This is a genomic window from Maribacter aurantiacus, from assembly GCF_005780245.1.
GTDB classification, from domain to species: domain Bacteria; phylum Bacteroidota; class Bacteroidia; order Flavobacteriales; family Flavobacteriaceae; genus Maribacter; species Maribacter flavus.
In genome coordinates this window covers 1-22,890 of the sequence record NZ_VBUK01000016.1, presented here as the reverse complement: position 1 = coordinate 22,890, position 22,890 = coordinate 1, and the positions used below count along the sequence as shown (strand labels likewise).

Annotated in this window: 23 protein-coding genes; 13 read left to right on the top strand and 10 right to left on the bottom strand. The window is 41.8% G+C overall.

The features are described 5' to 3' along the window. Positions 1–81: 81 nt before the first annotated feature. Genes FEK29_RS17295 through FEK29_RS17285 form a run of 3 tightly spaced genes read left to right on the top strand, consistent with a single transcriptional unit; the run spans position 82 to position 4,904 of the window. Entirely contained in the window at positions 82–1,773 is a 1,692-nt protein-coding gene (locus FEK29_RS17295) for a M23 family metallopeptidase (RefSeq protein ID WP_138259691.1), read from the top strand. A 5-nt stretch (positions 1,774–1,778) separates the two neighbouring features. Continuing rightward, positions 1,779–4,244, top strand: coding sequence for a TonB-dependent receptor (locus tag FEK29_RS17290; RefSeq protein ID WP_138259690.1), 2,466 nt, complete (start codon positions 1,779–1,781; stop codon positions 4,242–4,244). 9 nt (positions 4,245–4,253) lie between these two features. Continuing rightward, on the top strand, positions 4,254–4,904 hold the full coding sequence (locus FEK29_RS17285) for a hypothetical protein (protein WP_138259689.1): 651 nt from the start codon (positions 4,254–4,256) through the stop codon (positions 4,902–4,904). An 11-nt stretch (positions 4,905–4,915) separates the two neighbouring features. On the opposite strand, the gene FEK29_RS17280 is transcribed toward FEK29_RS17285, so the two are convergent. Then, positions 4,916–6,064 carry a cysteine desulfurase family protein gene (locus FEK29_RS17280; RefSeq protein ID WP_138259688.1) on the bottom strand — a complete coding sequence of 383 codons (1,149 nt, stop codon included), beginning with the start codon at positions 6,062–6,064 and terminating at the stop codon, positions 4,916–4,918. Positions 6,065–6,268: 204 nt separating this feature from the next. Here FEK29_RS17280 and FEK29_RS17275 point away from each other — a divergent pair, with 204 nt between their 5' ends. Continuing rightward, positions 6,269–6,772, top strand: coding sequence for a hypothetical protein (locus FEK29_RS17275; RefSeq protein WP_138259687.1), 504 nt, complete (start codon positions 6,269–6,271; stop codon positions 6,770–6,772). Positions 6,773–6,775: 3 nt separating this feature from the next. Here the strand turns inward: FEK29_RS17275 and FEK29_RS17270 are convergent, their stop codons facing one another. Further along, positions 6,776–7,318 (bottom strand): Smr/MutS family protein, encoded by a 543-nt coding sequence (locus FEK29_RS17270; RefSeq protein WP_138259686.1) that lies wholly within the window; start codon positions 7,316–7,318, stop codon positions 6,776–6,778. A gap of 58 nt (positions 7,319–7,376) precedes the next feature. On the opposite strand from FEK29_RS17270, the gene FEK29_RS17265 reads away from it, so the two are divergent. From FEK29_RS17265 to FEK29_RS17255, 3 genes are read left to right on the top strand one after another with little or no spacing between them, the layout of a single operon-like run. Further along, on the top strand, positions 7,377–7,682 hold the full coding sequence (locus FEK29_RS17265; RefSeq protein ID WP_138259685.1) for a DUF2752 domain-containing protein: 306 nt from the start codon (positions 7,377–7,379) through the stop codon (positions 7,680–7,682). A gap of 18 nt (positions 7,683–7,700) precedes the next feature. Continuing rightward, positions 7,701–8,027: a CCC motif membrane protein gene (locus tag FEK29_RS17260; protein ID WP_138259684.1), complete on the top strand. Its 327-nt coding sequence runs from the start codon at positions 7,701–7,703 to the stop codon at positions 8,025–8,027. Positions 8,028–8,039: 12 nt separating this feature from the next. Next, the gene (locus FEK29_RS17255; protein WP_317129193.1) at positions 8,040–8,339 is read left to right on the top strand and encodes a CCC motif membrane protein; all 300 of its coding nucleotides are present in this window, start codon (positions 8,040–8,042) and stop codon (positions 8,337–8,339) included. Between the two features lie 49 nt (positions 8,340–8,388). On the opposite strand, the gene rocD is transcribed toward FEK29_RS17255, so the two are convergent. After that, entirely contained in the window at positions 8,389–9,669 is a 1,281-nt protein-coding gene (gene rocD / locus FEK29_RS17250) for an ornithine--oxo-acid transaminase (protein ID WP_138259682.1), read from the bottom strand. Positions 9,670–9,901: 232 nt separating this feature from the next. Between rocD and rlmD the strand changes: the two genes are divergently transcribed. From rlmD to FEK29_RS17235, 3 genes are read left to right on the top strand one after another with little or no spacing between them, the layout of a single operon-like run. Further along, a complete protein-coding gene (rlmD, locus tag FEK29_RS17245) occupies positions 9,902–11,314 on the top strand; it encodes a 23S rRNA (uracil(1939)-C(5))-methyltransferase RlmD (RefSeq protein ID WP_138259681.1) in 1,413 nt (470 codons plus the stop codon). Between the two features lies 1 nt (position 11,315). Further along, positions 11,316–11,822 (top strand): DUF6452 family protein, encoded by a 507-nt coding sequence (locus FEK29_RS17240; protein WP_138259680.1) that lies wholly within the window; start codon positions 11,316–11,318, stop codon positions 11,820–11,822. Then, a complete protein-coding gene (locus FEK29_RS17235) occupies positions 11,803–12,555 on the top strand; it encodes a DUF6048 family protein (protein WP_138259679.1) in 753 nt (250 codons plus the stop codon). The genes FEK29_RS17240 and FEK29_RS17235 overlap by 20 nt, the downstream gene beginning before the upstream one ends. Here the strand turns inward: FEK29_RS17235 and FEK29_RS17230 are convergent, their stop codons facing one another. Both FEK29_RS17230 and FEK29_RS17225 read right to left on the bottom strand, forming a co-directional pair. Next, on the bottom strand, positions 12,556–12,786 hold the full coding sequence (locus tag FEK29_RS17230; protein ID WP_138259678.1) for a hypothetical protein: 231 nt from the start codon (positions 12,784–12,786) through the stop codon (positions 12,556–12,558). Further along, complete coding sequence (locus FEK29_RS17225) at positions 12,783–13,958, bottom strand: THUMP domain-containing class I SAM-dependent RNA methyltransferase (protein ID WP_138259677.1); 1,176 nt, start codon at positions 13,956–13,958, stop codon at positions 12,783–12,785. The genes FEK29_RS17230 and FEK29_RS17225 overlap by 4 nt, the downstream gene beginning before the upstream one ends. 88 nt (positions 13,959–14,046) lie before the next feature. On the opposite strand from FEK29_RS17225, the gene FEK29_RS17220 reads away from it, so the two are divergent. Both FEK29_RS17220 and FEK29_RS17215 read left to right on the top strand, forming a co-directional pair. Further along, positions 14,047–14,718: a ZIP family metal transporter gene (locus tag FEK29_RS17220; protein ID WP_138259676.1), complete on the top strand. Its 672-nt coding sequence runs from the start codon at positions 14,047–14,049 to the stop codon at positions 14,716–14,718. Continuing rightward, positions 14,718–15,143, top strand: coding sequence for a DUF4268 domain-containing protein (locus tag FEK29_RS17215; protein ID WP_138259675.1), 426 nt, complete (start codon positions 14,718–14,720; stop codon positions 15,141–15,143). The genes FEK29_RS17220 and FEK29_RS17215 overlap by 1 nt, the downstream gene beginning before the upstream one ends. A gap of 84 nt (positions 15,144–15,227) precedes the next feature. Here the strand turns inward: FEK29_RS17215 and uxuA are convergent, their stop codons facing one another. Together uxuA and FEK29_RS17205 are read right to left on the bottom strand one after the other, a co-directional pair. Then, a complete protein-coding gene (uxuA, locus tag FEK29_RS17210; RefSeq protein WP_138259674.1) occupies positions 15,228–16,418 on the bottom strand; it encodes a mannonate dehydratase in 1,191 nt (396 codons plus the stop codon). Continuing rightward, entirely contained in the window at positions 16,418–17,236 is an 819-nt protein-coding gene (locus FEK29_RS17205; protein ID WP_138259673.1) for an SDR family oxidoreductase, read from the bottom strand. Before FEK29_RS17205 ends, uxuA begins: the two co-directional genes overlap by 1 nt. A 272-nt stretch (positions 17,237–17,508) precedes the next feature. On the opposite strand from FEK29_RS17205, the gene FEK29_RS17200 reads away from it, so the two are divergent. Continuing rightward, entirely contained in the window at positions 17,509–18,417 is a 909-nt protein-coding gene (locus FEK29_RS17200; RefSeq protein WP_138259672.1) for a ThuA domain-containing protein, read from the top strand. 4 nt (positions 18,418–18,421) lie between these two features. On the opposite strand, the gene FEK29_RS17195 is transcribed toward FEK29_RS17200, so the two are convergent. The 3 genes from FEK29_RS17195 to FEK29_RS17185 form a co-directional block, all read right to left on the bottom strand. Next, positions 18,422–20,581 carry a DUF7133 domain-containing protein gene (locus FEK29_RS17195; protein WP_240042782.1) on the bottom strand — a complete coding sequence of 720 codons (2,160 nt, stop codon included), beginning with the start codon at positions 20,579–20,581 and terminating at the stop codon, positions 18,422–18,424. A gap of 113 nt (positions 20,582–20,694) precedes the next feature. Beyond that, positions 20,695–21,342, bottom strand: coding sequence for a PAQR family membrane homeostasis protein TrhA (gene trhA / locus FEK29_RS17190; protein WP_138259671.1), 648 nt, complete (start codon positions 21,340–21,342; stop codon positions 20,695–20,697). Further along, positions 21,339–22,676, bottom strand: coding sequence for an amidohydrolase family protein (locus tag FEK29_RS17185; protein ID WP_138259670.1), 1,338 nt, complete (start codon positions 22,674–22,676; stop codon positions 21,339–21,341). Before FEK29_RS17185 ends, trhA begins: the two co-directional genes overlap by 4 nt. Between the last annotated feature and the right edge of the window lie 214 nt (positions 22,677–22,890).

Below are 22,890 nucleotides of genomic sequence, written 5' to 3'. Positions count from 1 at the left end.
TGGGGCCAATTTCATTTTTGGCATACGGAGCTTTCTCCAATTGAAGCCTATTATTTATTTTCGTAGCAACGTAACATTGCTATGAAGAAATTTACCCTTGGACTCCTATCATTATTTTCCACTTTTGGTTTCACCCAAGAAAACTATCCCCAGGACGCTTTTAGGTCCCCGTTGGATATCCCGCTTATTTTGGCCGGTACTTTTGGTGAACTTCGCTCCAATCATTTTCATGGGGGTATCGATATCAAGACACAACAACGTGAAGGGCTGCCAGTATATGGTATAGCCGATGGTACTATCACGAGGATAAAGGTTTCCATCTGGGGCTATGGCAAGGTGCTGTATGTAGCGCATCCCAACGGATACACCTCGGTTTACGGTCACCTTCAGAAATTTTCCCCAAGAATAGAGGAATATGTAAAAAAACTACAGTACGATAAAAAATCCTTTGAAGTGGAGGCCTTCCCTGATTATGGCGAACTAAAAATCGAAAAGGGAGAGCTTATCGCATACAGTGGAAATACGGGAGGTTCCGCTGGTCCGCACCTGCATTTTGAAATTCGCAGCAGTATTTCGGAAAAACCCACCAATCCAATGCTTTACGGAATCGATATTCCCGATGCCACAAACCCAACCTTGGAAAAACTTTTTGTTTATCCACTTTCCGATAATTCGCAAGTGAACCAGAGTAGGGAAAAGGTCCAGGTCAATTTTAGTCGGCAACCGGACGGCACCTTTTTGGCGAGCACCGTAAACGCCCTGGGAAAAATAGGCGTCGGTTTTGTGGGATATGACCGTCTGGATATGGCCGCGAACAAGAATGGGGTCTACGCCGTATCGCTTTCGGTAAACGGTAAAACGTACTGCTCCTACGATTTTGAATCCTTTTCCTTTGGCGAAACTAGGTATATCAATACACTCATCGACTATGACCACCTTGGACGCTATAGGGAGCGAATCCAAAAATTATTCAAATCGCCTGGAAATTACCTTAGCATTTACGAGGAACTCTATAATAATGGCATTATTGAGGTGGGCGAGGGTTTGAGCTATAACCTGCAACTACTGATTTCCGACTTCAAAGGGAACAAGGTTACCCTCAACATTCCCGTGGAAGGGAAAAAGGAAGAAATAAAAATTGAAAAGGAGGATGACCGGACGGATTATTATGTTATCGCCAAGAAACCCAACAACTATGACCTTGGCGGGGCTAAAGTCTATTTCCCCGAGAATACTTTTTACGAGGATTTTTACATCGACTTGAAAAAAGGCCAGGATACGGTTACCATCCATAGAAACACCGTTCCAGCGCACAGAAACTTTACCATCACTTTCGACGTGGACAAATATCCGGAAGAAGAACGAAAACAATTGTTCATAGCCAGATTGGATGAACGGTTGAACCCCAGTTATTTGAACACCTATAAACGGGGAAATACATTTACGGCAAGGACTAGAAACCTGGGCACCTATACCTTGGCAAAGGATACCGTTCCTCCTACCATACGTACAAAGAACTTCAAGGAAAAACAATGGCTGAACAATTACAGATATCTCAGTGTCCATATTTCGGACGACCTCAGCGGGGTGGACAGTTATTCCGCCACGCTCAACGGGGAATGGATATTGATGGAGTATGAGCCAAAAACGAATACGCTTACCTATAATTTTGACGATACAATTTTGGATAAAAAGCAATGTGTACTGGAAGTTACCGTTACTGATAATGTGGGTAATACCAGTACCTTGGCCACACCTTTTTACAGAAATTAAAGTCTTTGAAGCTTAGGAACATCATTTTCGTCCCAATAGTCCTTTTTTGGACTGTTGTGGCCGCCCAAACTGCCTCCATAACGGGAATTGTGTTGGATGAGGAGAACACCCCCTTGCCCAATGTCGAGATTACATCGGGCAGTTCCAGAACCTTCTCGGACGAAACGGGCTTCTATCTTCTGGAACTGGTTTCAGATTTAGAAACGTCCGTAACTTTTTCACATATTGGCCACCAAAAGGTCATTCTTGAAAATTTATTGTTGAATACGAATGAGACCTTTGAGTTTCACCCGGTTCTAAAAATGGATGTGCTGCAAGTGGACGAGGTTACCGTTACTTCCACTGGCAATAGAAAGCCTATGGAAATCCTGAACATCTCGCCCGAAAAGATCAGAAAAATACCTGGTGCCAATGCCGGCGTGGAGAATATCCTAAAGCTGTTGCCTGGCGTAACGTCAAACAATGAATTGAGTACCCAATATTCCGTTCGTGGGGGAAATTATGATGAGAATCTAGTCTACATCAATGATATTGAGGTATATAGACCTTTTTTAATTCGTTCAGCACAACAGGAAGGACTTAGTTTTGTAAACAGCGACCTTGTGCAGGAGGTCATGTTTTCCGCTGGAGGTTTTCAGGCGAAATATGGGGACAAACTCTCTTCCGTACTGGATATCAAATACAAAATCCCAACCAGTTTTAACCTCACGGGTGACTTTAGCTTTTTAGGGGCCAATGTTTCCATGGACACACGTTCCAAAAACAAGAAACTGAGTAGCACATCGGGTTTCCGGTATCGAAACAATTCTCTATTACTGAACAGTCTCCAGACTCAGGCAAGTCTTCAACCCAACTTTACGGATTTACAAAGTTTTATCACCTATCAGGTTTCCAACAAGTTCAATATAAATTTTTTAGGAAACATATCGGTCAACAATTATAGAAATGAACCGAGACAGAGACAGACCAACTTTGGAACCATTACGGACCCCCGGGCATTGACCATTTTTTATGAAGGAAGGGAAAACAACCGCTTTGCAACGGCATTGGGAGCCCTTAAGGGAAACTACTTTATAAATGAAAATACCACCTTAAAATTGTTAGGCTCCATTTATCATACCACGGAGGAAGAATACTCGGATGTTATTGCGAGTTATTTATTGGGCCAAGTGGATAGTAATTTGGGGAGCGACAATTTTGGACAGCCCACCAACAGTCGCGGTGTGGGTTCCCAGTTTAACCGTGCCAGAAACGATTTGGACGCACTCATAGTCAATCTTTCCCACAGGGGCAGCCATTGGAAGGATAAAACAAATGTGGAATGGGGCGTAAAATATACCCATGAGGATATCAGGGACCAACTGCGGGAATCTGAATTCATCGATTCCTTAGGGTTTTCGGTACGACCTCCCGGACCATCTTTTGTGAACAACCAACCAGAGGAACCGTTTTTAGTGCCTTTGGAGGCCTATCAAAGTATTAATGCCCTAAATTTTGTTAAGACTAATCGGTTTTCCGGTTTTGTACAAATGGGCACCCAAACAGCGTGGAACTCCAACGTATTGTATTACAATCTAGGCATACGCGCCCATCACTGGACGGTCAGTGGACAGAATGTAGAAAAAGTATCGCATACCGTTGTAAGCCCTAGGGCCCAAATTGCCATAAAACCGAATTGGAAGCGAGACATGCTGTTCAGAATTGCCACGGGCCTTTACCAACAACCTCCTTTCTACAGGGAGTTAAGGGATAGCACGGGTACTATCAATCCCTATGTGGAAGCCCAGAAATCCTTTCATATCGTTGCTGGGAATGAATATAGTTTCTTGCTTTGGGAACGGCCGTTTACCATGATCAGCGAGGGATATTTTAAAAAATTGACCGATGTGAATCCCTACACATTGGAGGATGTTCGTATTCGATATCGCGCAAATAACGATGCGAAGGCCTATGTGTATGGAGCTGAAGTAAGGCTCAACGGCGCCTTTGTTCCCGGAACCGAATCCTGGGTAAGCTTGGGCTATATGGAAACCAAGGAAAATAGGAACAATAGAGGCTATATTTCAAGACCAACGGACCAAAGGCTGAAACTGGGGATCCTGTTCCAAGATTACATTCCCAACATTCCAGAGCTGAAAATGTATTTGAACCTGGTGTACAGCACGGGCGTACCAGGGGGTTCCCCCAGTTATGCGGACCCCTATATTTTTCAGAATAGATTAAGAGATTATAAACGTGCCGATTTAGGAATTTCCTATATTTTTGCCGATAAGAACAAATCCTTTTCCGAAAGCCATTGGTTACACGCTTTCAAGAATTTGAGTGTCGGTTTTGAAATTTTCAATCTGTTCAACAATCAAAATTCGATAACCAATACATGGGTAAGGGACGTGGATAGTAAAAATGAGTTTGCCGTACCCAACTATCTCACATCCAGGGTTCTTAACTTGAAATTACAAATGCGACTGTGATATAGAAAAATGCAGAAATTCATACTTTACGTTTCCCTGTTTTGCGCCTTTGCCTTAAACGCCCAAAAAAACATCTATGAAAACCCTCGTTTCGATGAAATGAGCGATGACCATAAAATGCTGGCCATTCTACCCTTCCTTACCAATTTGGACCTGAGGGAAAACGCATCCGAAGAAGATATCCAATCCCTGGAGGAAAAAGAGGGATATGCCGTTCAGGATGCCTTTGAAACCTATTTCTCCAAAAGAAAGAAAAAAAAGAAATTTCCGGTGGACTTCCAGAATATTAAGGATACCAAGGCGATTCTTGCCCAGCACAATATTGATTACCGCAATATCGATGTCTATACCACCAAACAACTGAGCGAGATCCTGGGCGTAGATGCCATAATCAGTGGCACGCTTGACTTGAACGTATTATTGTCCAAGGGAGTTTCCACGGATTTTAGCATAACCGATTATTTCTCCGGAGCTGCGGACTATGGAAGGATCGGAGTTAAGATAAGTGATGGCGATACGGGCAAACTTCTCTGGAAATACGAAAAGGAAATCAACAAAAAGACCGGCAAAAATACCGATGACCTGATCGATCGGATGATGAAGCTTGCCATTCGAAAATTCCCGTACGAACGGGAACGTAAAAGGGACAGAGGCCAATAAAGGGTTTTCGCCTATTGGAGGGTAAATTCCTTAAGCACCCCAATCGTGTAATCGATTTCCTCTTTGGTGTTGTACTTTGAAAACGAGAACCTTAGAGAAGGTTTTTTTAGGTCCTCGCCGCTTAAAATTTCGTTGAGCACATGGGAACCGGAATCACTTCCGGACTGGCAAGCGCTTCCCTTGGAACAGGCAATTCCCTTAATATCCAAATGAAAAAGAAGCATTAAACCCTTTTCTGGAGATACGGGCAAACAGACATTGGCAAGGGTATAGGTACTTTCTTCCAGGCTTCCGGAAAGACCATTGAACTTGGCTCCCGGAATCTCGGTTTTAATCTTTTCCACAAAATACCCTTTTAATTCCTTTACGTACGACTGCTCTTTTTCAAGATTATCATAGGCCAAAACAAATGCCTCTTCCAAGCCTACGATGTTATGGAAGGATTCCGTTCCCGCCCTAAAACCCCGCTCTTGGGAACCTCCGGATATCAAACATTTAAGACCAGAATTCTTGCGAATAAAGGCAAAACCAATCCCTTTTGGGCCGTGAAATTTATGCGCGGCGGCAGCTAGAAAATCGACCGGGACTTCTTTTACATCCCAAGGGTAATGTCCAATGGACTGCACGGAATCCGAATGGAACAAGGCCCCGTGTTCCTTACACATTTTGGCGACCTGTTTAATATTCAACAAGTTTCCTATTTCATTGTTTACATGCATAAGACTTACAAGTTTTTTGCCCGAGTCCTTTTGCAATAGTTCCTGTAGATGTTCCAAATCTGGATTTCCAACCTGGTCCAAACGAACGTACAAAACATCAAGTAAGCCGGACTGTTCCATTTCCTCCACGGTATGCAGTACGGCATGGTGTTCAATTTTTGAGGTGATAATGGTCTTTACCCCGCAGTCCTTCACGGCGCTTCGTAAAATCATGTTGTCCGCCTCCGTGCCCCCGGACGTAAATATAATTTCAGAAGGTAGCGCATTCATATATTTGGCAATGGTTTTACGGGCGCTTTCAATAGCCGTTTTCGCCGTTCTACCGTAACTGTGCGTAGAGGATGGATTACCATAATTGTTGGCCAAGGCATCCTGCATTTTAGATATTACTTCGTCCCGAACCTTGGTAGTAGCGGCATTGTCAAGATATACGTGCTTCATGACTTCCTGAATCAGATTTCTTTAGAGCCGCAAAAATAATTGAAATAAAGGAAAATGCCTTGATATAAGGGGAGGATATGCCAAAACTATAAATCATATCAATGCTATTTCTACACCAGGTTCCAAACCTTGGCCCTGTTAATTTAAACATAATTGGTGTTGGGTCGATTGAGCCATATCCAATAATTCAATTAAATTTGAGGGATGAAAAAGTATGTTGTCTTAGCGCTGTTTGCGCTTTTCCTTTCGTGTGACGATGGGGATTTGGAAATAGAAACCCTGGATTTCGATAGTATTACTTCCGTGCAAAGTTGCGGTGGGGTCTCTGTAACTTCGGCCAATGTGCTGTTCAAGATCAATGGGGATGAGGCCCTGATTCTTGAATTGCCCAATGGGGCGATAAAAAACGAGGCTACTACGGAGGACATTACCGTGAACATTACGGAATCGGGTTCCGTGACCTACCGAATCTTCTCGGGCACGGTCTCCTCGAACTATTTCTGTGACGATGTGCCACCTGTTGAACCTGTGGTCACCAAGGAAATCATTGCTCAGGATGGGGTCGTTTTTATAACTACAGCGCCCGTGGATTCCGTTACCTTTGAACACACCATACGTCTAAGCGGCATTTCTTTGGTAACCGAAGATGAAAGTAGGATTACAGACTTACGCATCAATGATTTCGGTACGGTTACGACCAAATTGTAGTTTTCAGTAGTTCTGAAAGATATATACTTCGGTGGCTCCTAATCCATATTTCTGGTAGTCGGCATCATAATATTTTACATTTTCGTATTTTCTAAATAAGGAGTACAATTCCTCCTTTAAGACTCCCTCGCCCACCCCGTGTATAAACACTACTTTTTGTATGCGTTTGCCAATGGCAAAATCAAGCTGCCTTTTCGCAGTGTCCAGTTGTAGGTTCAACATTTCAAAATTGCTCAAGGGCTTTGGGTTTTTCACCAACTGATTAATATGTAGGTCCACTTCCATCTTTGGTAGGTTTCTTTCCTTGGGCTTGACCTTTTTATTAGTTCTTTTTTTGGGAAGCTCTTTTTCCTTCTTTACCTGGGCCACCTCAAAATTACTTACCCTTATGTCATTGGAGACCAGCACCAATTCCGTGTCCTGAAATTGCATGGGGAATCCGTCCTTGGTCATGAGCGTAACCATATGACCGCTTACTTGTGTCACGGTTCCCGATATGACATCGTCAATTGCCTCTACCCTATCCCCTATTTCAAATTGCGTCATTTTTTATTTTGTTTACCCAAAAATAGTGGTAATTTTCTGCTTGTGAATAAAGCGTACCATGCAACTATCGGCATTGTTATATATACTCAACATTGAGAAGTACATGCTTCCCTGTTTTACGAAGCAATTTCTGGGTGTGGACTGTCCGGGATGCGGATTACAACGGTCCCTGTTGTTTTTGTTTAAGGGCGAATTTGTGGAGGCCTTTAAAATGTATCCTGCCATATATCCTTTGATTGCCCTGTTCGCGTTTTTACTAGTGAGAAATAGGTTTAACTTTAAACACGAGTCCAATATTACGTTTTCACTCATGTTTATAAGCACTGCGGCCGTATTCATTAACTTTTTTTTTAAATTTATCTAACCAAACCTTTTAAAAATTATGGAACAACAAAAATTACCTAATGAAATAGCGATCATCGTTTTATCAATCTTTGGAATTATCTGTTGCTGGTGTTTTGGTCTTGGGATCATCCCAGCGGTGATAGCCTTGGTATTGGCCCTTAAATCACAAAGGATTTATAAGGAAAACCCTGAACTGTACTCCAACTTTAAGACCATCAACATTGGCAAGATTCTGGCCATTATAGGAATTGTTTTAAGCGTATATTACATAGGTAGCGTGATATACCAAATAAGCACTATCGGTTGGGACGGCATTATGGAACAACAAAGGGAAATGATGGAACAGTGGGGAATTGAAGAGTAGTCAACTATGAATATGCAACCACTACCCGGCGCAAGTAATGCCCTAACTTTTGGCATTCTGTCCATTGTTTTGACCATTTTCTGTTGTGGTCCTTTTGGTGCTATTTTCAGTTTTATAGGACTGAGCAATGCCAAAAAAGCCGAGAACATATATCGGTCTGAAGTCGGCAATTCGTACAGCGGATATGAAAATGCAAAAACAGGAAGGATCCTTTCCTATATTGGATTGGGCCTCGCCTTGATCTATTTGATTTTTACCATTATTTATTTTGGGGCAATCATAGCCCTTGTAATGTCATCAGGTAATTTTTAAATAATAGGAATCGAGAGAAAAAAATCCCCGAAGAATTTCGGGGATTTTTTTATTTCTTAAACTCGGACAACGTTCTGATGATTATGCCGACACAATCCAGTAGCTGTTCTTTGGTCATTACCAGTGGTGGCGCAAATCGGATGATGTTACCATGCGTAGGTTTCGCCAATAAACCGTTTTCCTTCAAGGCCATACAAATATCCCATGCCGTGGAGCTTTCTTCGGTATCATTGATTAAAATAGCGTTCAAAAGGCCCTTACCCCGCACCGCAGTAACCAAATCGCAATTGGGGATGAATTCATTCAGTTTTGCACGGAACAGTTCCCCAAGTTCTTGGGCATTTTCTGCCAATCGCTCCTCTTTAATGACATTTAATGCGGCCATGGCAACGGAAGCGGCCACTGGGTTGCCCCCAAAGGTACTACCATGATTACCAGGTCTAATGACCTCCATAATATCGTTATTAGCCAATACAGCGGAAACAGGATAGGCCCCACCGGACAATGCCTTCCCTAAAATTAAAATATCGGGTTTTACCTCTGGAGTACCGCTACAATGCTTATCTGAACAGGAGCAATTACCGCAGGTGGCCAAAAGTCGGCCCGTACGCGCAATGCCTGTCTGTACCTCATCGGCAATGAAAAGCACATTATATCTTTCGCAAAGTTCCTTCGCCTTTTTTAAATACCCATCGGACGGAACATACACCCCGGCCTCACCTTGGATAGGTTCCACCAAGAATCCGGTTACATTGGGGTTGTCTTTCAAAGCTTCCTCCAAGGCCTGCAGGTTATCGTATGCTATTTTTAGAAAGCCCTTGGTATAAGGTCCAAAGTTCCTTCGTGCAATAGGATCATTGGAAAAGGAAATGATCGTGGTGGTCCGTCCATGGAAATTGTTTTCACACACAATGATTTCAGCTTCGTTCTCCGGAATCCGTTTCTTCTCATACCCCCACTTTCTAGAGATCTTCAAGGCGGTCTCTACGGCTTCGGCACCTGTATTCATGGGCAGGAGTTTATCAAACCCAAAAGTTTCCGTTGCATACTTTTCAAACGCGCCCAATTTGTCATTATAAAATGCCCTGGAAGTGAGCGTTAAGGTTTGGGCCTGCTCCATCATGGCCCCAACAATCTTGGGATGGCAATGCCCTTGGTTTACTGCAGAATAGGCCGAAAGAAAATCGTAATACTTTTTACCTTCCACATCCCACACATATACACCGGCTCCCTTGCTCAAAACTACGGGTAACGGATGGTAATTGTGGGCCCCGTACTTATCCTCCAATGCAATGGCATCTTCAGAAGTGATTTTTTCTAAAACTGACATGATAAAATTACTTTAAATAAGACTTTAGCAATTCCTTCTGTACCTTTATCCTTTCGCTATCCCGATGGGCATCGGAACGAAAATTCAGCGTGGGAGAGAAATCATCCCTGTAGAGCTCCAAAAGTACAAATATTCCAATTCATTTTAAAGCTTTTTTGAAGGGTGTCAACACACTTGTTAATAGTATGCCTATCCTAACCTTCAATCCAAAGAAACCTATTATTTTTGCCGCATGCGAAAGAACAGAAGGAGACTCATTTTTGAAAATGTAGCAGTCGTGGACGCCGGTGCCAAGGGGAAAACCGTGGGGAAGGCCTCAGATGGAAGAATCGTATTTTTGGATAACGCCGTACCGGGCGATGTGGTGGACGTGCAAACGCACAAGAAGCGAAAAAGCTATTTTGAGGGTACTGCCGTTGCGTTCCACTCCCTCTCGGAAAAGCGGGTCGCACCTGAATGCGAACATTTTGGTGTTTGTGGCGGATGCAAGTGGCAAAATATGGGCTATGATTACCAGCTTTATTATAAACAAAAAGAGGTTGAGAACAATTTAAAGCGAATAGGCCATTTGGATCTACCCGAAATTCAACCCATTCTAGGCTCCAAGGACATCTATTTTTATAGGAACAAAATGGAGTTTTCATTTTCGGACAGCAGGTGGCTTACCATGGATGAAATCCAATCCAACAAGGACATCGATAACAAAAACGCCCTGGGTTTTCATATACCGGGCATGTGGGACAAGATCCTGGACATAAAAAAATGCCATCTACAACGAGATCCATCCAATGCCATACGGTTAGAAACCAAACGATTTGCCCAGAAAAACGGACTGACTTTTTTCAATCCAAGAAATCAATATGGTTTGCTGCGGACCCTCATGATACGCACCGCTTCGACGGGGGAATTGATGGTATTGATACAGTTTTTTGAGGAAGACAAACCTAAAACAGAACTACTGCTAAATCATTTAAAGGAAACATTCCCTGAAATTACTTCCTTGCTCTACGTAGTCAACACAAAACAAAACGACACCATTTACGACCAAGAAGTGATTTGTTTTGCAGGAAGGGACCATATTTTTGAAGAGATGGAAGGCCTTTCCTTTAAGATTACGGCAAAATCCTTCTATCAGACAAATTCTGAGCAGGCTTACGAACTTTATAAAGTAACCCGGGATTTCGCCATGCTTACCGGTGACGAACTTGTGTATGATCTTTATACAGGAACAGGAACCATAGCCCAATTCGTTGCCAAAAAGGCCAAAAAAGTCGTTGGGATCGAATCCGTTCCGGACGCTATTCTGGATGCCAAAGCAAATGCGAAACGAAATAATATTGATAATGTGGCTTTCTTCGTGGGGGATATGAAAAATGTCTTCAACGATAGTTTCATTGCACAACATGGAAAACCGGATGTCATCATAACCGACCCCCCAAGAGACGGCATGCACAAAGATGTGGTGCAACAAATTCTCAACATTTCCCCACAACGTATTGTTTATGTAAGCTGTAACAGTGCTACCCAGGCCAGGGACCTTGAGCTGATGAAAGATAGGTATGAGGTTGTGAAGGTTCAGCCCGTGGACATGTTCCCACAGACGCACCACGTTGAAAATGTCGTACTTTTGAAAAAGAAAAATTAGCATGCAGAAGTTATGTTGGGTCTTGTTCGCGGTATTGTGTATCGTCTTTATGGCTTCCTGTGAGAAGGATGACATTTGTGTTGAGGGCGATACCCCGTTGCTTGTTCTGGAATTTTTTGATGCGGCCAACCCCACCGCAAACAAAAATGTCACCGCCCTGCGCATTTTGGGCGAAGGGCAAAGTACTGCGGTAAATACATTTACAGATCGGTCCAATGTGAACAACGTCCAAATTCCCCTAAGAACGGAAACGGATGCAACCACATTTTTAATTATTTCCAATTCCGCTACCAACGATGGCGGACAAGAAACTGGCAATATCGATACCCTGACCTTCAATTATGAACGCCTAGAGGACTTTACATCCCGTGCCTGCGGATTTATTGTCAATTATGACAGTCTTACGACCAACCTACAATCCGGCTCCGGTAATTGGATCTTGGATATAGAAATCGTTAGGGCCAATATTACAAACTCAGACTCCACCCATGTTAAAATATTTCATTAATACCTTATTTCTATCCGGATTGATGTTTGGTTTTGCCCAAAGCAAACCCATTGATACCCAGCCCAAGGATACCGTGGAATATAAACAGGCTTACGGACTGCGTGCGGGAATCGACCTTAGTAGGCCCTTGATCAGCACTTTGGACGAGAACTATACGGGGTTTGAAATTGTAGCCGATTATAGACTTACGGAAAAACTGTACCTGGCCGCTGAACTAGGTACGGAAGACAAGACAAAACAGGAAGACCTATATAATTTCACCACAACCGGAAGCTACCTCAAATTGGGGTTTGACAACAATACCTATGAAAACTGGTACGGGGAACAAAATTTGCTCTATTATGGAGGCCGATTGGCTTTTAGCAGTTTTAGTCAGACCTTGAACAACTATCAATATTTCAATTCCAACAGGTACTGGAATCCGACGGATTTTGCAGAAGGCTCCAACATAGCGGAGGAATTTTCCGGAAGGTCCGCCGTATGGGTAGAGGCACTTTTTGGTACCAAAGTGGAACTTTTCGCAAATATATTTTTGGGAGCGAGTGTTCGTTTGGGAATTTTGGTTTCCAATTCTGACGGTGGGGACGATCGGTTTCCCAACCTTTGGATTCCAGGTTTTAACAAGGTCACGGACGGTACCCGGTTTGGTGTAGGCTATAATTATTCCATTTCCTATTTCCTACCCCTCTACAAAAAGAAAAAACAGCCCAAGGAACTGGAGCCTGAGCAATAATCACAATTCCTTAAAACCCTTCAGGAAAATCCACTTCATCAACAATTTTGGAACACCCTCAATGCTAGCGACGGCAAATTTTGGGGCAATAACCATTGCCAAAACTGCGGAAAGTACCGAAATGTATACCGGTTTGATGGCCAATAAATAAGAAAGTCCAAACCGGAATAGGAGGAAAATAACGGCAAATCCCAAAAAATTGAACAACAATGCCTTTTGCTTCAAACTCATGCCTCTGTATTTCCAGTTTTATTATATTTCGCCTTCTTACTTCCCTCATACATTTCATAATGTACCAAACGGGACTCCAAATGACTGTTGAATACCTTTATTTTGCGTGAGGGTCTTAGCCCAACAAATTTCAGGGCATCCAGATTTGAAGTAATCATCCATGCGTTGGTGCCGGGATATCCCTGTTTTAAGGTATCACCAATGGAGGCATAAAAGTTTTGCATGTCGATGTCCAAACGTTCGCCGTACGGCGGATTGAAACACATGTGTAAGGGTCCTTCCGTCTCCTTTTCCGTCTTGAAAAAGTTATCCCTTTTTACTTCTATATAATCCGATAGGTTTGCATTCTCAATATTCTCCGTTGCCTTTCTTACCGCTGAGGGAGCTTTGTCCATTCCGATGATTTTATGATGGAATTCCCTGGTCTTTTTGAGACTTGCCTCGATAATTTTTTCATAAAGATCTGCATCAAAGTCGGGCCATTTTTCAAATGCAAAACCTTTCCGGTTGATGTTCGCCGGAATATTGCAGGCAATCATGGCCGCCTCCGCCAGCATGGTTCCACTGCCGCACATAGGATCCATAAAATCACACTGGCCGTCCCACCCGCTCAACAATAGAATTCCGGCAGCAAGGACTTCATTAATGGGGGCTATATTGGTCGCTGTCCTGTAGCCTCTATGGTGCAGGGAGGCCCCGGAACTATCCAAGGAAACATTGCATTGATCTTTGTGAATATGAACGTTGATTCTTAGGTCCGGGTTCTTGACATCCACATTGGGACGTTTGCCATCCGTTTCTCGGAATTTATCGGCAATGGCATCCTTGGTCTTTTGGGAAACATAGAGCGAATGGGTGAAATTATCGGAAAAAACAGTGGCATCAATGGCAAACGTATCGTCCACGGACAAATATTCGGCCCAGTCCATCCGAAAAATCTTTTTATAAAGATCATCCTCCCCTAATACGGAGAAGGTGGCGATGGGTTTTATAATTTTAATAGCGGTCCGCAAGCATAGATTGGCCTTGTACATGAATCCGGTATCGCCGTCAAAGGCCACATTGCGAATCCCAATTTCAACATTTCCTGCACCAAGGTTCCTAAGTTCCTTGGCCAATATTTCTTCAAAGCCAAAAAGTGTTTTGGCTACCATCCTAAAATTATTCCCCATACCCATTGTTTAGCATACAACAAAAATACGTTAATTTTGATGCAGCAAAGATTCGCCATTCTCAATTAGGCAACAAACCCTGCTTTACATGATTTATATTCTGCCAATTCTTGGTGTACTGCTAAGTTTTGTTTTTGTTTTCTTTACCAAACCCAAAAAAAAGGAGCATTTTAGATTATTACTGGCCTTTAGCGGGGCGTTCTTGCTCGCATTGACCATTTTTGAATTGCTGCCGGAAGTGTACGAGCATTCCAATACCAAAAGTATAGGAATATTTATCATGTTGGGGATATTACTACAGATATTCCTGGAGTTCTTTTCCAAGGGTGCGGAGCATGGACACGTTCATTTGTCCAAAACCGATACTAACTTTCCATGGTTGCTTTTTGGAAGTCTCTCCATACATTCGTTGTTGGAGGGTATTCCCATTTCCGAAAACAACAGTATTATCTATGGAATCCTGATCCACAAGATAGCCATCGCCGTAATTCTGAGCTTCTTTTTATTGAACTCCAAAATGAAAACAATTGCATCGGCATTGTTCATACTACTTTTCTCGATGATGACACCTTTGGGAACCTATCTATCGCAATCCTTTGGTTTTATAATGGACAACCTGATGTTCATTAATGCCATTGTCATTGGGGTTTTACTCCATATTTCTACGGTAATCCTATTTGAAAGTTCAGAAGGACATAAATTCAACCTAAGAAAACTATTGGTCATTGTACTTGGAATAACCATAGCCTATTTTATTTAATGTTCAGCAAAGAGGAATCACGAAGACTCAGGGAGGAATTCTGGATTTCCTTTGGTAAATCATATCCCAAAAAATGGATACTCTATAAAACCAAAATAAAGGGGCTGACCTTTAAATTCACTTTTGACTCCAAAAAAGCCTTGGTATCCATTGATGTAGAGGGAGGCCTTGAACAACGTATATTGTTATGGGAAAAACTCCTATCCTTGAAATCCGTTCTTTTGGAGGACTACTGGCCCAGTGCAATATTCGAAGAATACCACTTGCTGGAAAACCATAAGGAAATTTCCAGAATTTATGTTGAAATTAAAGGTGTATCCATCCACAACAAAAATACCTGGCTGCAGACCATGTTATTTTTTAATGAAAACATGAATCATGTGGAGGCATTTTTTGAAGATTTTAGGGATATACTAAAACCTTGAATTCCTTTTTTAGGGTTCTATTTTGAAAAGGCATTGATAGAAAAGTAGCACCCCGTGTTTCCCTAGCCCAAACAAACCCCTTTGTTAAAGAAGGCTTTCCCGAATACCCATTTCAAGTCCTGATAATTGGGCAAGTCCCATAGCCCTTCCTATTAAGGAATATCCGGAATAAAACTCGTCCTGTCTCTGGATATCGTCCAAAAGCACATGGCCGTGATCGGGTCGCATGGGAATATTAACTATACCACCCTTTTCATTTCTTTTAAACTGTTCCTCAACAATAGCTTTCATCACCTTTTGCATAGGAACGGAACCGTTTAGGTGTTCGGCCTCATAAAAGCTTCCATTCTCGTTTCTTTGAACGTTTCTCAAATGGATAAAGTGAATCTTATCCCCAAAATCCTTGATGATCTTCACCAAATCATTATTGGAAGAGGCCCCCAAGGAACCGGAACAAAATGTTAATCCATTACTGGGCGATGGACAGGCATCCAACAAAAACTTGAGTTCCTCATAATTAGATACTATCCTAGGAACCCCAAATACCGAAAATGGTGGGTCGTCTGGATGGATGGCCATTTTTACACCCAATTTTTCTGCCTCGGGAATCACAGCTTTTAGAAAATAGGCCAAATTATCCTGAAGTTGTTGTTTACTGATTCCCAAAACGATTTCATGGTTCTTTTTGAACTCGTTCAAATCGATAAGCTTTCTTGAACCCGGCATTCCGGCGAGGATGGACTTTTCGAGTTTGGAAATCTCCTCGGTCGATAAATTTTTGAAAAAGGAGGCTACCTCCTTTAAAAAACCTTCGTCATAGTCCTTTTCCGCATTTCCGCGTTTAAGGATATACAAATCGAAAGCTGCTGCGGCCAGTGGATCGTATTGCAACGCCGATGCCCCATTGGGCAATTTATAATCCAAGTTGGTACGTGTCCAATCGATCAGTTGCATAAAATTATAGCAAACGACTTTTATATCGTTCTTTGCCAAATTCTTAAGCGTTTCAATGTAATTGGAAATATATCGGTCCCTATCCGGAAGACCATATTTAATGGAAGTATGGATGTTCACACTTTCCACCACGGACCATTCCAATCCGGCACTTTCAATTTCAGATTTCAGGGATGCTACGGTTTCAATTGGCCAAACCTCTCCCAAAGGTATATCCTGACAGGCAGCCACAATACCTTCTACACCTATTTGCCTAATATCGCTCAATCGAACCCCAAAAGAGGGTCCAAACCACCTAAATGTCTTTTTTAAATATTCCATTAAACTCCTGAAAAAGAATTAAAACCACCATCCACATCATAACACACACCCGTTACAAAACTGGAAGCCTCGCTCAATAAATAATGGACCATACCATTTAATTCCGAAGCATCCCCAAAACGGGCCATGGGCGTATTGTTGATTATTTTGTTTCCGCGCTCCGTGTAGGTGCCATCTTCATTGGTCAAAAGGCTTCTATTTTGATTTCCGATAAAAAAACCAGGAGCGATGGCATTTACGCGAATCCTGTTCGTGAATTTGGAAGCCATTTCATTGGCCATCCATTGGGTAAAGGTATCCACGCCCGCTTTGGCCATCGAGTAGCCCAAAACCCTTGAAATAGCCTGCTTTGAGGCCATAGAAGAAATATTTATAATGGAACCGTATCCTTGTCTAGCCATAAGTCCGCTCAACACAATGGTAGGTATGACCGTTCCGAACAGGTTGATATCCAAGACCTTTTGTGTATCCGAAATCGCGATGTCGTAGATACTCTGATTGGCACTTAAAGTAGCTCCAGGGATATTTCCCCCGGCAAGATTAATCAACCCATCCAAGGTTTCGAACTTTTGGGCAATCTCCTCCCGAACTTCGTTAAGTGCTTCCTCATTTAAAACATCCACTTCAAAAGTAAATGTGCGATCCGGGGAAATGCTATCGAGTTCATTTTTTTTATCCCTTAATTTTTTTGTTGACCTTCCCAGTAAAATTACCCGAGCCTCTTGCTCGATCAAGTATTTGGCGATAGATCCGCCCAAGGTTCCCGTTCCTCCAGAAAGTGCAACAATCTTATTTTTTAGGGAAAATAAATCGGTCATTTAAGTAAATTAAGTTTTAACGACACACCGGAATCCAGTAATCCGGGGACGAACGTTTTTCGCGCTAAAAATAAGATATTCGAAATTCATATCCCATCATGCGGCCTCAATAAAGAAATTTTAATTACTTACATTCGTAAAAAACAAACGTATATTCCAATACATTTCAAATAAATAAATGAAACCCTCAAAGAGGGATTTGTTATGGTAAGTTAAATGCCTCTACAATAGGAAATGTTTAAGAATCAAGTTATTAACCTAGTTTTAAACGTATGAGAACTTTAGTCTATTCCCTTATTTTGCTATTTCTGTGTCTTGAGGTTTCTTCACAAGATCTGGAAGCTTTCGATTTAACCCAGGAATGGACAAATTCCATCGTATCCAAATTACCGAATGATTATCCAAAATTGAAAGAAAGGAAAAAGGTGTTGATTTTTAGCCTATTCACCGGGTTTGACCATTGGACGGTTCCACACACCGAGGCCGTAATCAAAGGTATAGCGGAAAAAAGTGAAAATTTTGATATCACAACTTCCAAGGATGTTGCCATGTTCAACAAGGAAAATATCCAGCAATTTGATGCGATCGTATTGAATAACAATTGTTCCGAAAGAGATTTTAGAAATCTTTTCTACGACGTTTTTAAGAAAGAATTGAATGCCGATGCCGCTTGGTCAAAAGCCGAGCAATATGAAACCAATCTCCTGCAATACATCCGGCAAGGTAACGGTTTGGTGGTACTTCACGGTGGCATTACCATGCTGAACAAATCCAAAAAATTCAGTGAATTGGTGGGTGGAAGTTTTGATTATCATCCCAAACAGCAGTTGATCCAAGTCAAACTGGCGGATAAAGACCATCCTATTCTAAGAGCCTTTGATGGGGAAGGCTTTGCACATGTGGACGAACCCTATTTTTTTGACAACGCCTATTTTGAGTATGATTTTAAGCCTTTGCTATATATGGAGGCGGAAAAAATAGAAGGAAAAAATAAAGAAGTTTCCAAAAACATAAGTTATTTGGCTTGGATAAAAAAGTTTGGAAAAGGAAGGGTCTTTTACTCCGCCCCTTCACATAATCCACAGAGTTATGAAAACCCTAGCATACTTTCATTTCTGCTCAATGGATTGTTATATGCAACGGGAGATTTAGAATGTGACGATAGTCCAATCAAGTCCTAGCCATCTAATTTTCAAAATCGAGTTCCAACAGTTCAGCCTCGGTAAATTCATTCCCATCCTGGGATTCAATTTTCCTTAATTCACCTACACTTTCTTCCGAAATCCACTGAGGGTTATCCGCAAATGCGTTGCTCACATAGGTAATTACATCTGCTATGTCCTTATCCGATAACGTTTCGTTATTCTTTAACCCTGGCATAGCCTGATTCATCTCATACCGATTTCCATTTACATGGATGGGTCCCTTCAATCCATTTAAAATTATCAATGCCAAGCGCTCAATAGGCTTGGAAACATACTCTGAATGTACCAATGGCGGAGCAAGCCCCTCATTTCCCTCTCCGTTGATGCCATGACATGCAGCGCAAATCTGCCTGAAGATTTTTGCACCCTTGGTTCTAGGATCTTCTTTCAATCCCTTACTTACGTAAATTGGATTTAGAATAGCATCGGCTTTATTTTGTATGCTTTCCATTAGCATTTCGTACAAAACCGATGACCTATCAAAGTCAATTTGGTCCAAAATCACCTTATAATCTTCCAGTATCGTCTCGGCACCGCTTACCAAAGCCTCGGATATGATAGGATTTCCCTTATATAAAATACTATACTCCACAAGCAAAGGCGCTAGCAATTCTTTGGATCCATGCGCCCAAATACCCAATGAACTGGCCAAATACATATCTTTAAATAGACTTTTTTCCTTGATTATCCCATTCCCCAATTCAAGGAAATCGGCAGTATTATTGCTATTTACGAATGATTCGAGCAAAACAATAGCATGGGCAACCAGTTGTTCTTCGCCATTTTTAGCAACTTGAAGTAAAAGATCAAAATCCAAGGCGTCCATTCCTTCCAACGTATATAAGGCATGAATTTGCGAAATACTGGGTTCCTTTTCTTTCACCAAATTGACTAAAGAGTTCACCAATCCTTTCTTGTTTCGGTCTATTAAAAGTTGCTGGGCACGATTCCTGACCCAACCGTTCGAATGATTTAGAAATTCTAAAAGCTGCTCATCTGTAGTTGTCTCGAGGTTTACTGGGGTTGCAATTGAAATATTTTCACTTTCTACTTTTAGGATCCTACCCCTGTTGATGATGGTATCCAAGGACTTTTCTTTAGCCTTCTTTTTGAAGTATGGACTCAAATACGCATGATGACCAATTACGCCCCTGTGCATATCCACGATATACAAAGACCCATCCGGACCATTGGATAGGCTTACGGGTCTAAAGCCTTCATCGGTCGACGCTAAAAACTCCTTTCCTTGCCAAGCCTGATAGGCACTAGTACTATCGCCATGAAGTTCCAAAATATTACGCTTGACCAGGTTTGCCTCGGGCACGCAGACAAAAACGTTCTGGTCATATTCCAATGGAAACATTCCTCCCCTGTATACCAGTGGTCCACAAGCTGCGGTTACATCTACCAACAAACTGTCCTTATCCAAAATACCTTCGGCATATCCCCTATTGACCAAACTGGCGTGTAATGGGTACACCCTCTGGTCTTCCGTTAGCAATTTATGTACGCTATGGGCTGGTTTCAAGAACTTGTTACGGGTAGTTCTGTTTGGCAAAACATAATCCCCCAATAATTGTCTGGAATTATCATTGTAGTATAAACGCCCAAAGTTGTCATGGGTAATTCCCCATTGCCCTCTGAATGTAGTGGGCTCCTTCAACCATTTGCCATTTTTTTGACGATACCTAAAATGCGATTTAGCATTATAAATCCAGTTATCCACATTCATCATTAGTCCATTGGGCTGATGTTCCGGATTACCATCCGGAGCATACATAGAATCGACCAAAATGCGATTTATCGGTCTGTCGTTCTGTATTTCAACGTACCAAAGATTGGGGGGGTCCGCATATAATAAGCCTCCGTATACAAGGGCGATGGCCCTGGGCAATCTCAAACTATCCAAAAACTTTTTGGCATGGTCCATAACGCCATCACCATCCCTATCCTCCAAAATTTTAATCGTTCCCAGTGGTAACTCCTCCCCTTTGCCCTCCATAGTATTCATATAACCGTTCATTTCGGCGACCCAAATTCTTCCTCGATTGTCAAAATCCATAGCTACAGGGGCTATGAGTAAAGGTTCTGAGGCAATGGGTTTTAATTTAAATCCATCCTGTAAAATGTAATCTGTCAAGTCGACATCTGTTTCAGGATAATCTTTCTTACATGAGACAAAAAGAATTAGGAGAAGTATAAAATAGTTTCGAATAATCATCGAATATTCAAGTTAGACAATTATTTAAAAAATTAGATTACATCGGTATATAAAAAGAACCAATGACAAAAGGCACCAGCCAAAACGAACAAATGCCAAATAAAATGATTGTAGGGAATTCTTTGTATTGCGTAAAATATAATTCCAACACTATAAAATATGCCTCCAAGAAACAAAAGAGTCAGACCAAGGGAAGTAGAATTTGCAAGAAGATTTTTAAGGTCGAAGACGATCAACCATCCCATTACCAGATATAGCAACAGAGAAATAAATTCAAATCGCCCCGTATAAAAAATTTTTAATGCTGTTCCCAATGCTGCAATTGCCCATACAATGTAAAATAAGGTCCAACCGTTTCCATTTACCAAAGTTATCAAGGCTACCGGGGTATAGGTACCAGCAATCAAATAATAGATATTGATGTGGTCAAGAATTCGAAGGCGTTTTTTCCAACTAGGATTGTCAACAAAATGATACGATGTCGAAGACGCAAAAAGTACTATTAGACTTATACCATATACCCCAATACTAAATTCCGAATAGACCGACCTATGATTATTATCTTTCCATAAAAAAATAAGACCTATACAAGCGGCAATAACACCGCAAAAGTGAGACAAGGAGTTTAAACGTTCTTCTGTAACTTGATTTCCTATTTTGAAGAGTTGATTCAAATTCATTTGTACTGCTTGCCCTTTTTAAATACGATGTCAACGTCCTGCAAAATGTTTATATGACGAAGAACATCACCTTTTACCGCAATGATATCAGCGTATTTACCAGGAGTTACGGTCCCAACCTTATCGGCAACGCCCATCCATAACGCGGGCCAATAGGTAGCTGCCCTAATGGCATACATTGGGTCGATTCCAAACTCATTTACCCAAACATCAAATTCATGCCATGTTGATTGACTATGGAACTTCATGGGGATGCCACTATCCGTTCCTATTAACAATACGACCCCTGCATCCAAGAGTTGCTTGATTTTTGTTTCCAAGGTAGGCTTCCTGGAAGGCGTCAATTGAAAATAGGGAAGTCGATCGGGATGTGCAAAACTGTTTCTGATATCGGTAATTACACTGTCAGGCAAACCACGGTGCCAAGAGTCATTATCAAGTTCCTCCTGATTGTCCCTGACGTATTCATAGTTATACAATCCTTCCACAGTTGGACACCAGAATAAAGGACCTTGGCTCATATCTGCGGTACGTTCCCTGATCATTTGCATGATATCATCCGGATATTCCGGGGCCGAGGATAAACCAGTGTGTTCAAAGCAATCTGCACCAGCCAAAAGTGCCCTCCTGATTTCTTCCGGTCTGTGGGCATGTGCAACTACTTTAAGTTCTTGCTTATGTGCCTCATCAACGATTGCCCTTACTTCTTCCATCGTCATTTTATCATGATCGATTAGCTTTATGACATCCACACCGGCATCAGCCAATTTTTTGATCTTTTTTCTACCATCCTCAATTCCATTTACTCCCCATCGAAATGCTTCTGTGCCGGGATAGGGTTCATGCTGGATAAAAGGACCTGAAACATATAATGTGGCACCTGGTATTTCTCCGTTATTGATAGCATCCCTAACATTAATACTTTCTTGCAATGGACCACCTAAATCCCTGGCACTTGTCACACCGGCTAATAGTAATTGTTCTGCTGATGAAGGCATTATTACATCCTCCAGTAATGGCGGGTATGTTCTATCCCAATAGGTGTAATCTGCATGACCATTGATCATGGTATGTACATGCATATCCCAAAGTCCTGGTAATACACTCATTCCTTCAGTAGATATCACAGTGTAGTCAGAAGGAATTTCTAAAGTGGCAACACTGCCAATCTCCTTAATATATTCTCCTTCAATAAGGATTACGCTGTTCTTAATAGGTATGCCCCCAAATCCATCTATAAGAGTTCCTCCTACTAGGGCAATCTTGGTATTTTGAGCGTTAACGGAATTCATGAATACCAGAACGACAACGAACAAAAACTGAAATTTTCGCATGAATATTAATTTTAAAAGAAAGATACTAAATAGGGAATATAAAACATATATCCAAGACACAGGATTGTTCAATCAAAAATGTAAAAGAATTTGTAATGACCTTAGGAAATAGTATAAATTTTTGGGCATAAAAAAAACCCCCTTACGTTATGTAAGGGGGCTTTGAGGAAGGCGGCTACCTACTCTCCCACTTGGTATAGCAGTACCATCGGCG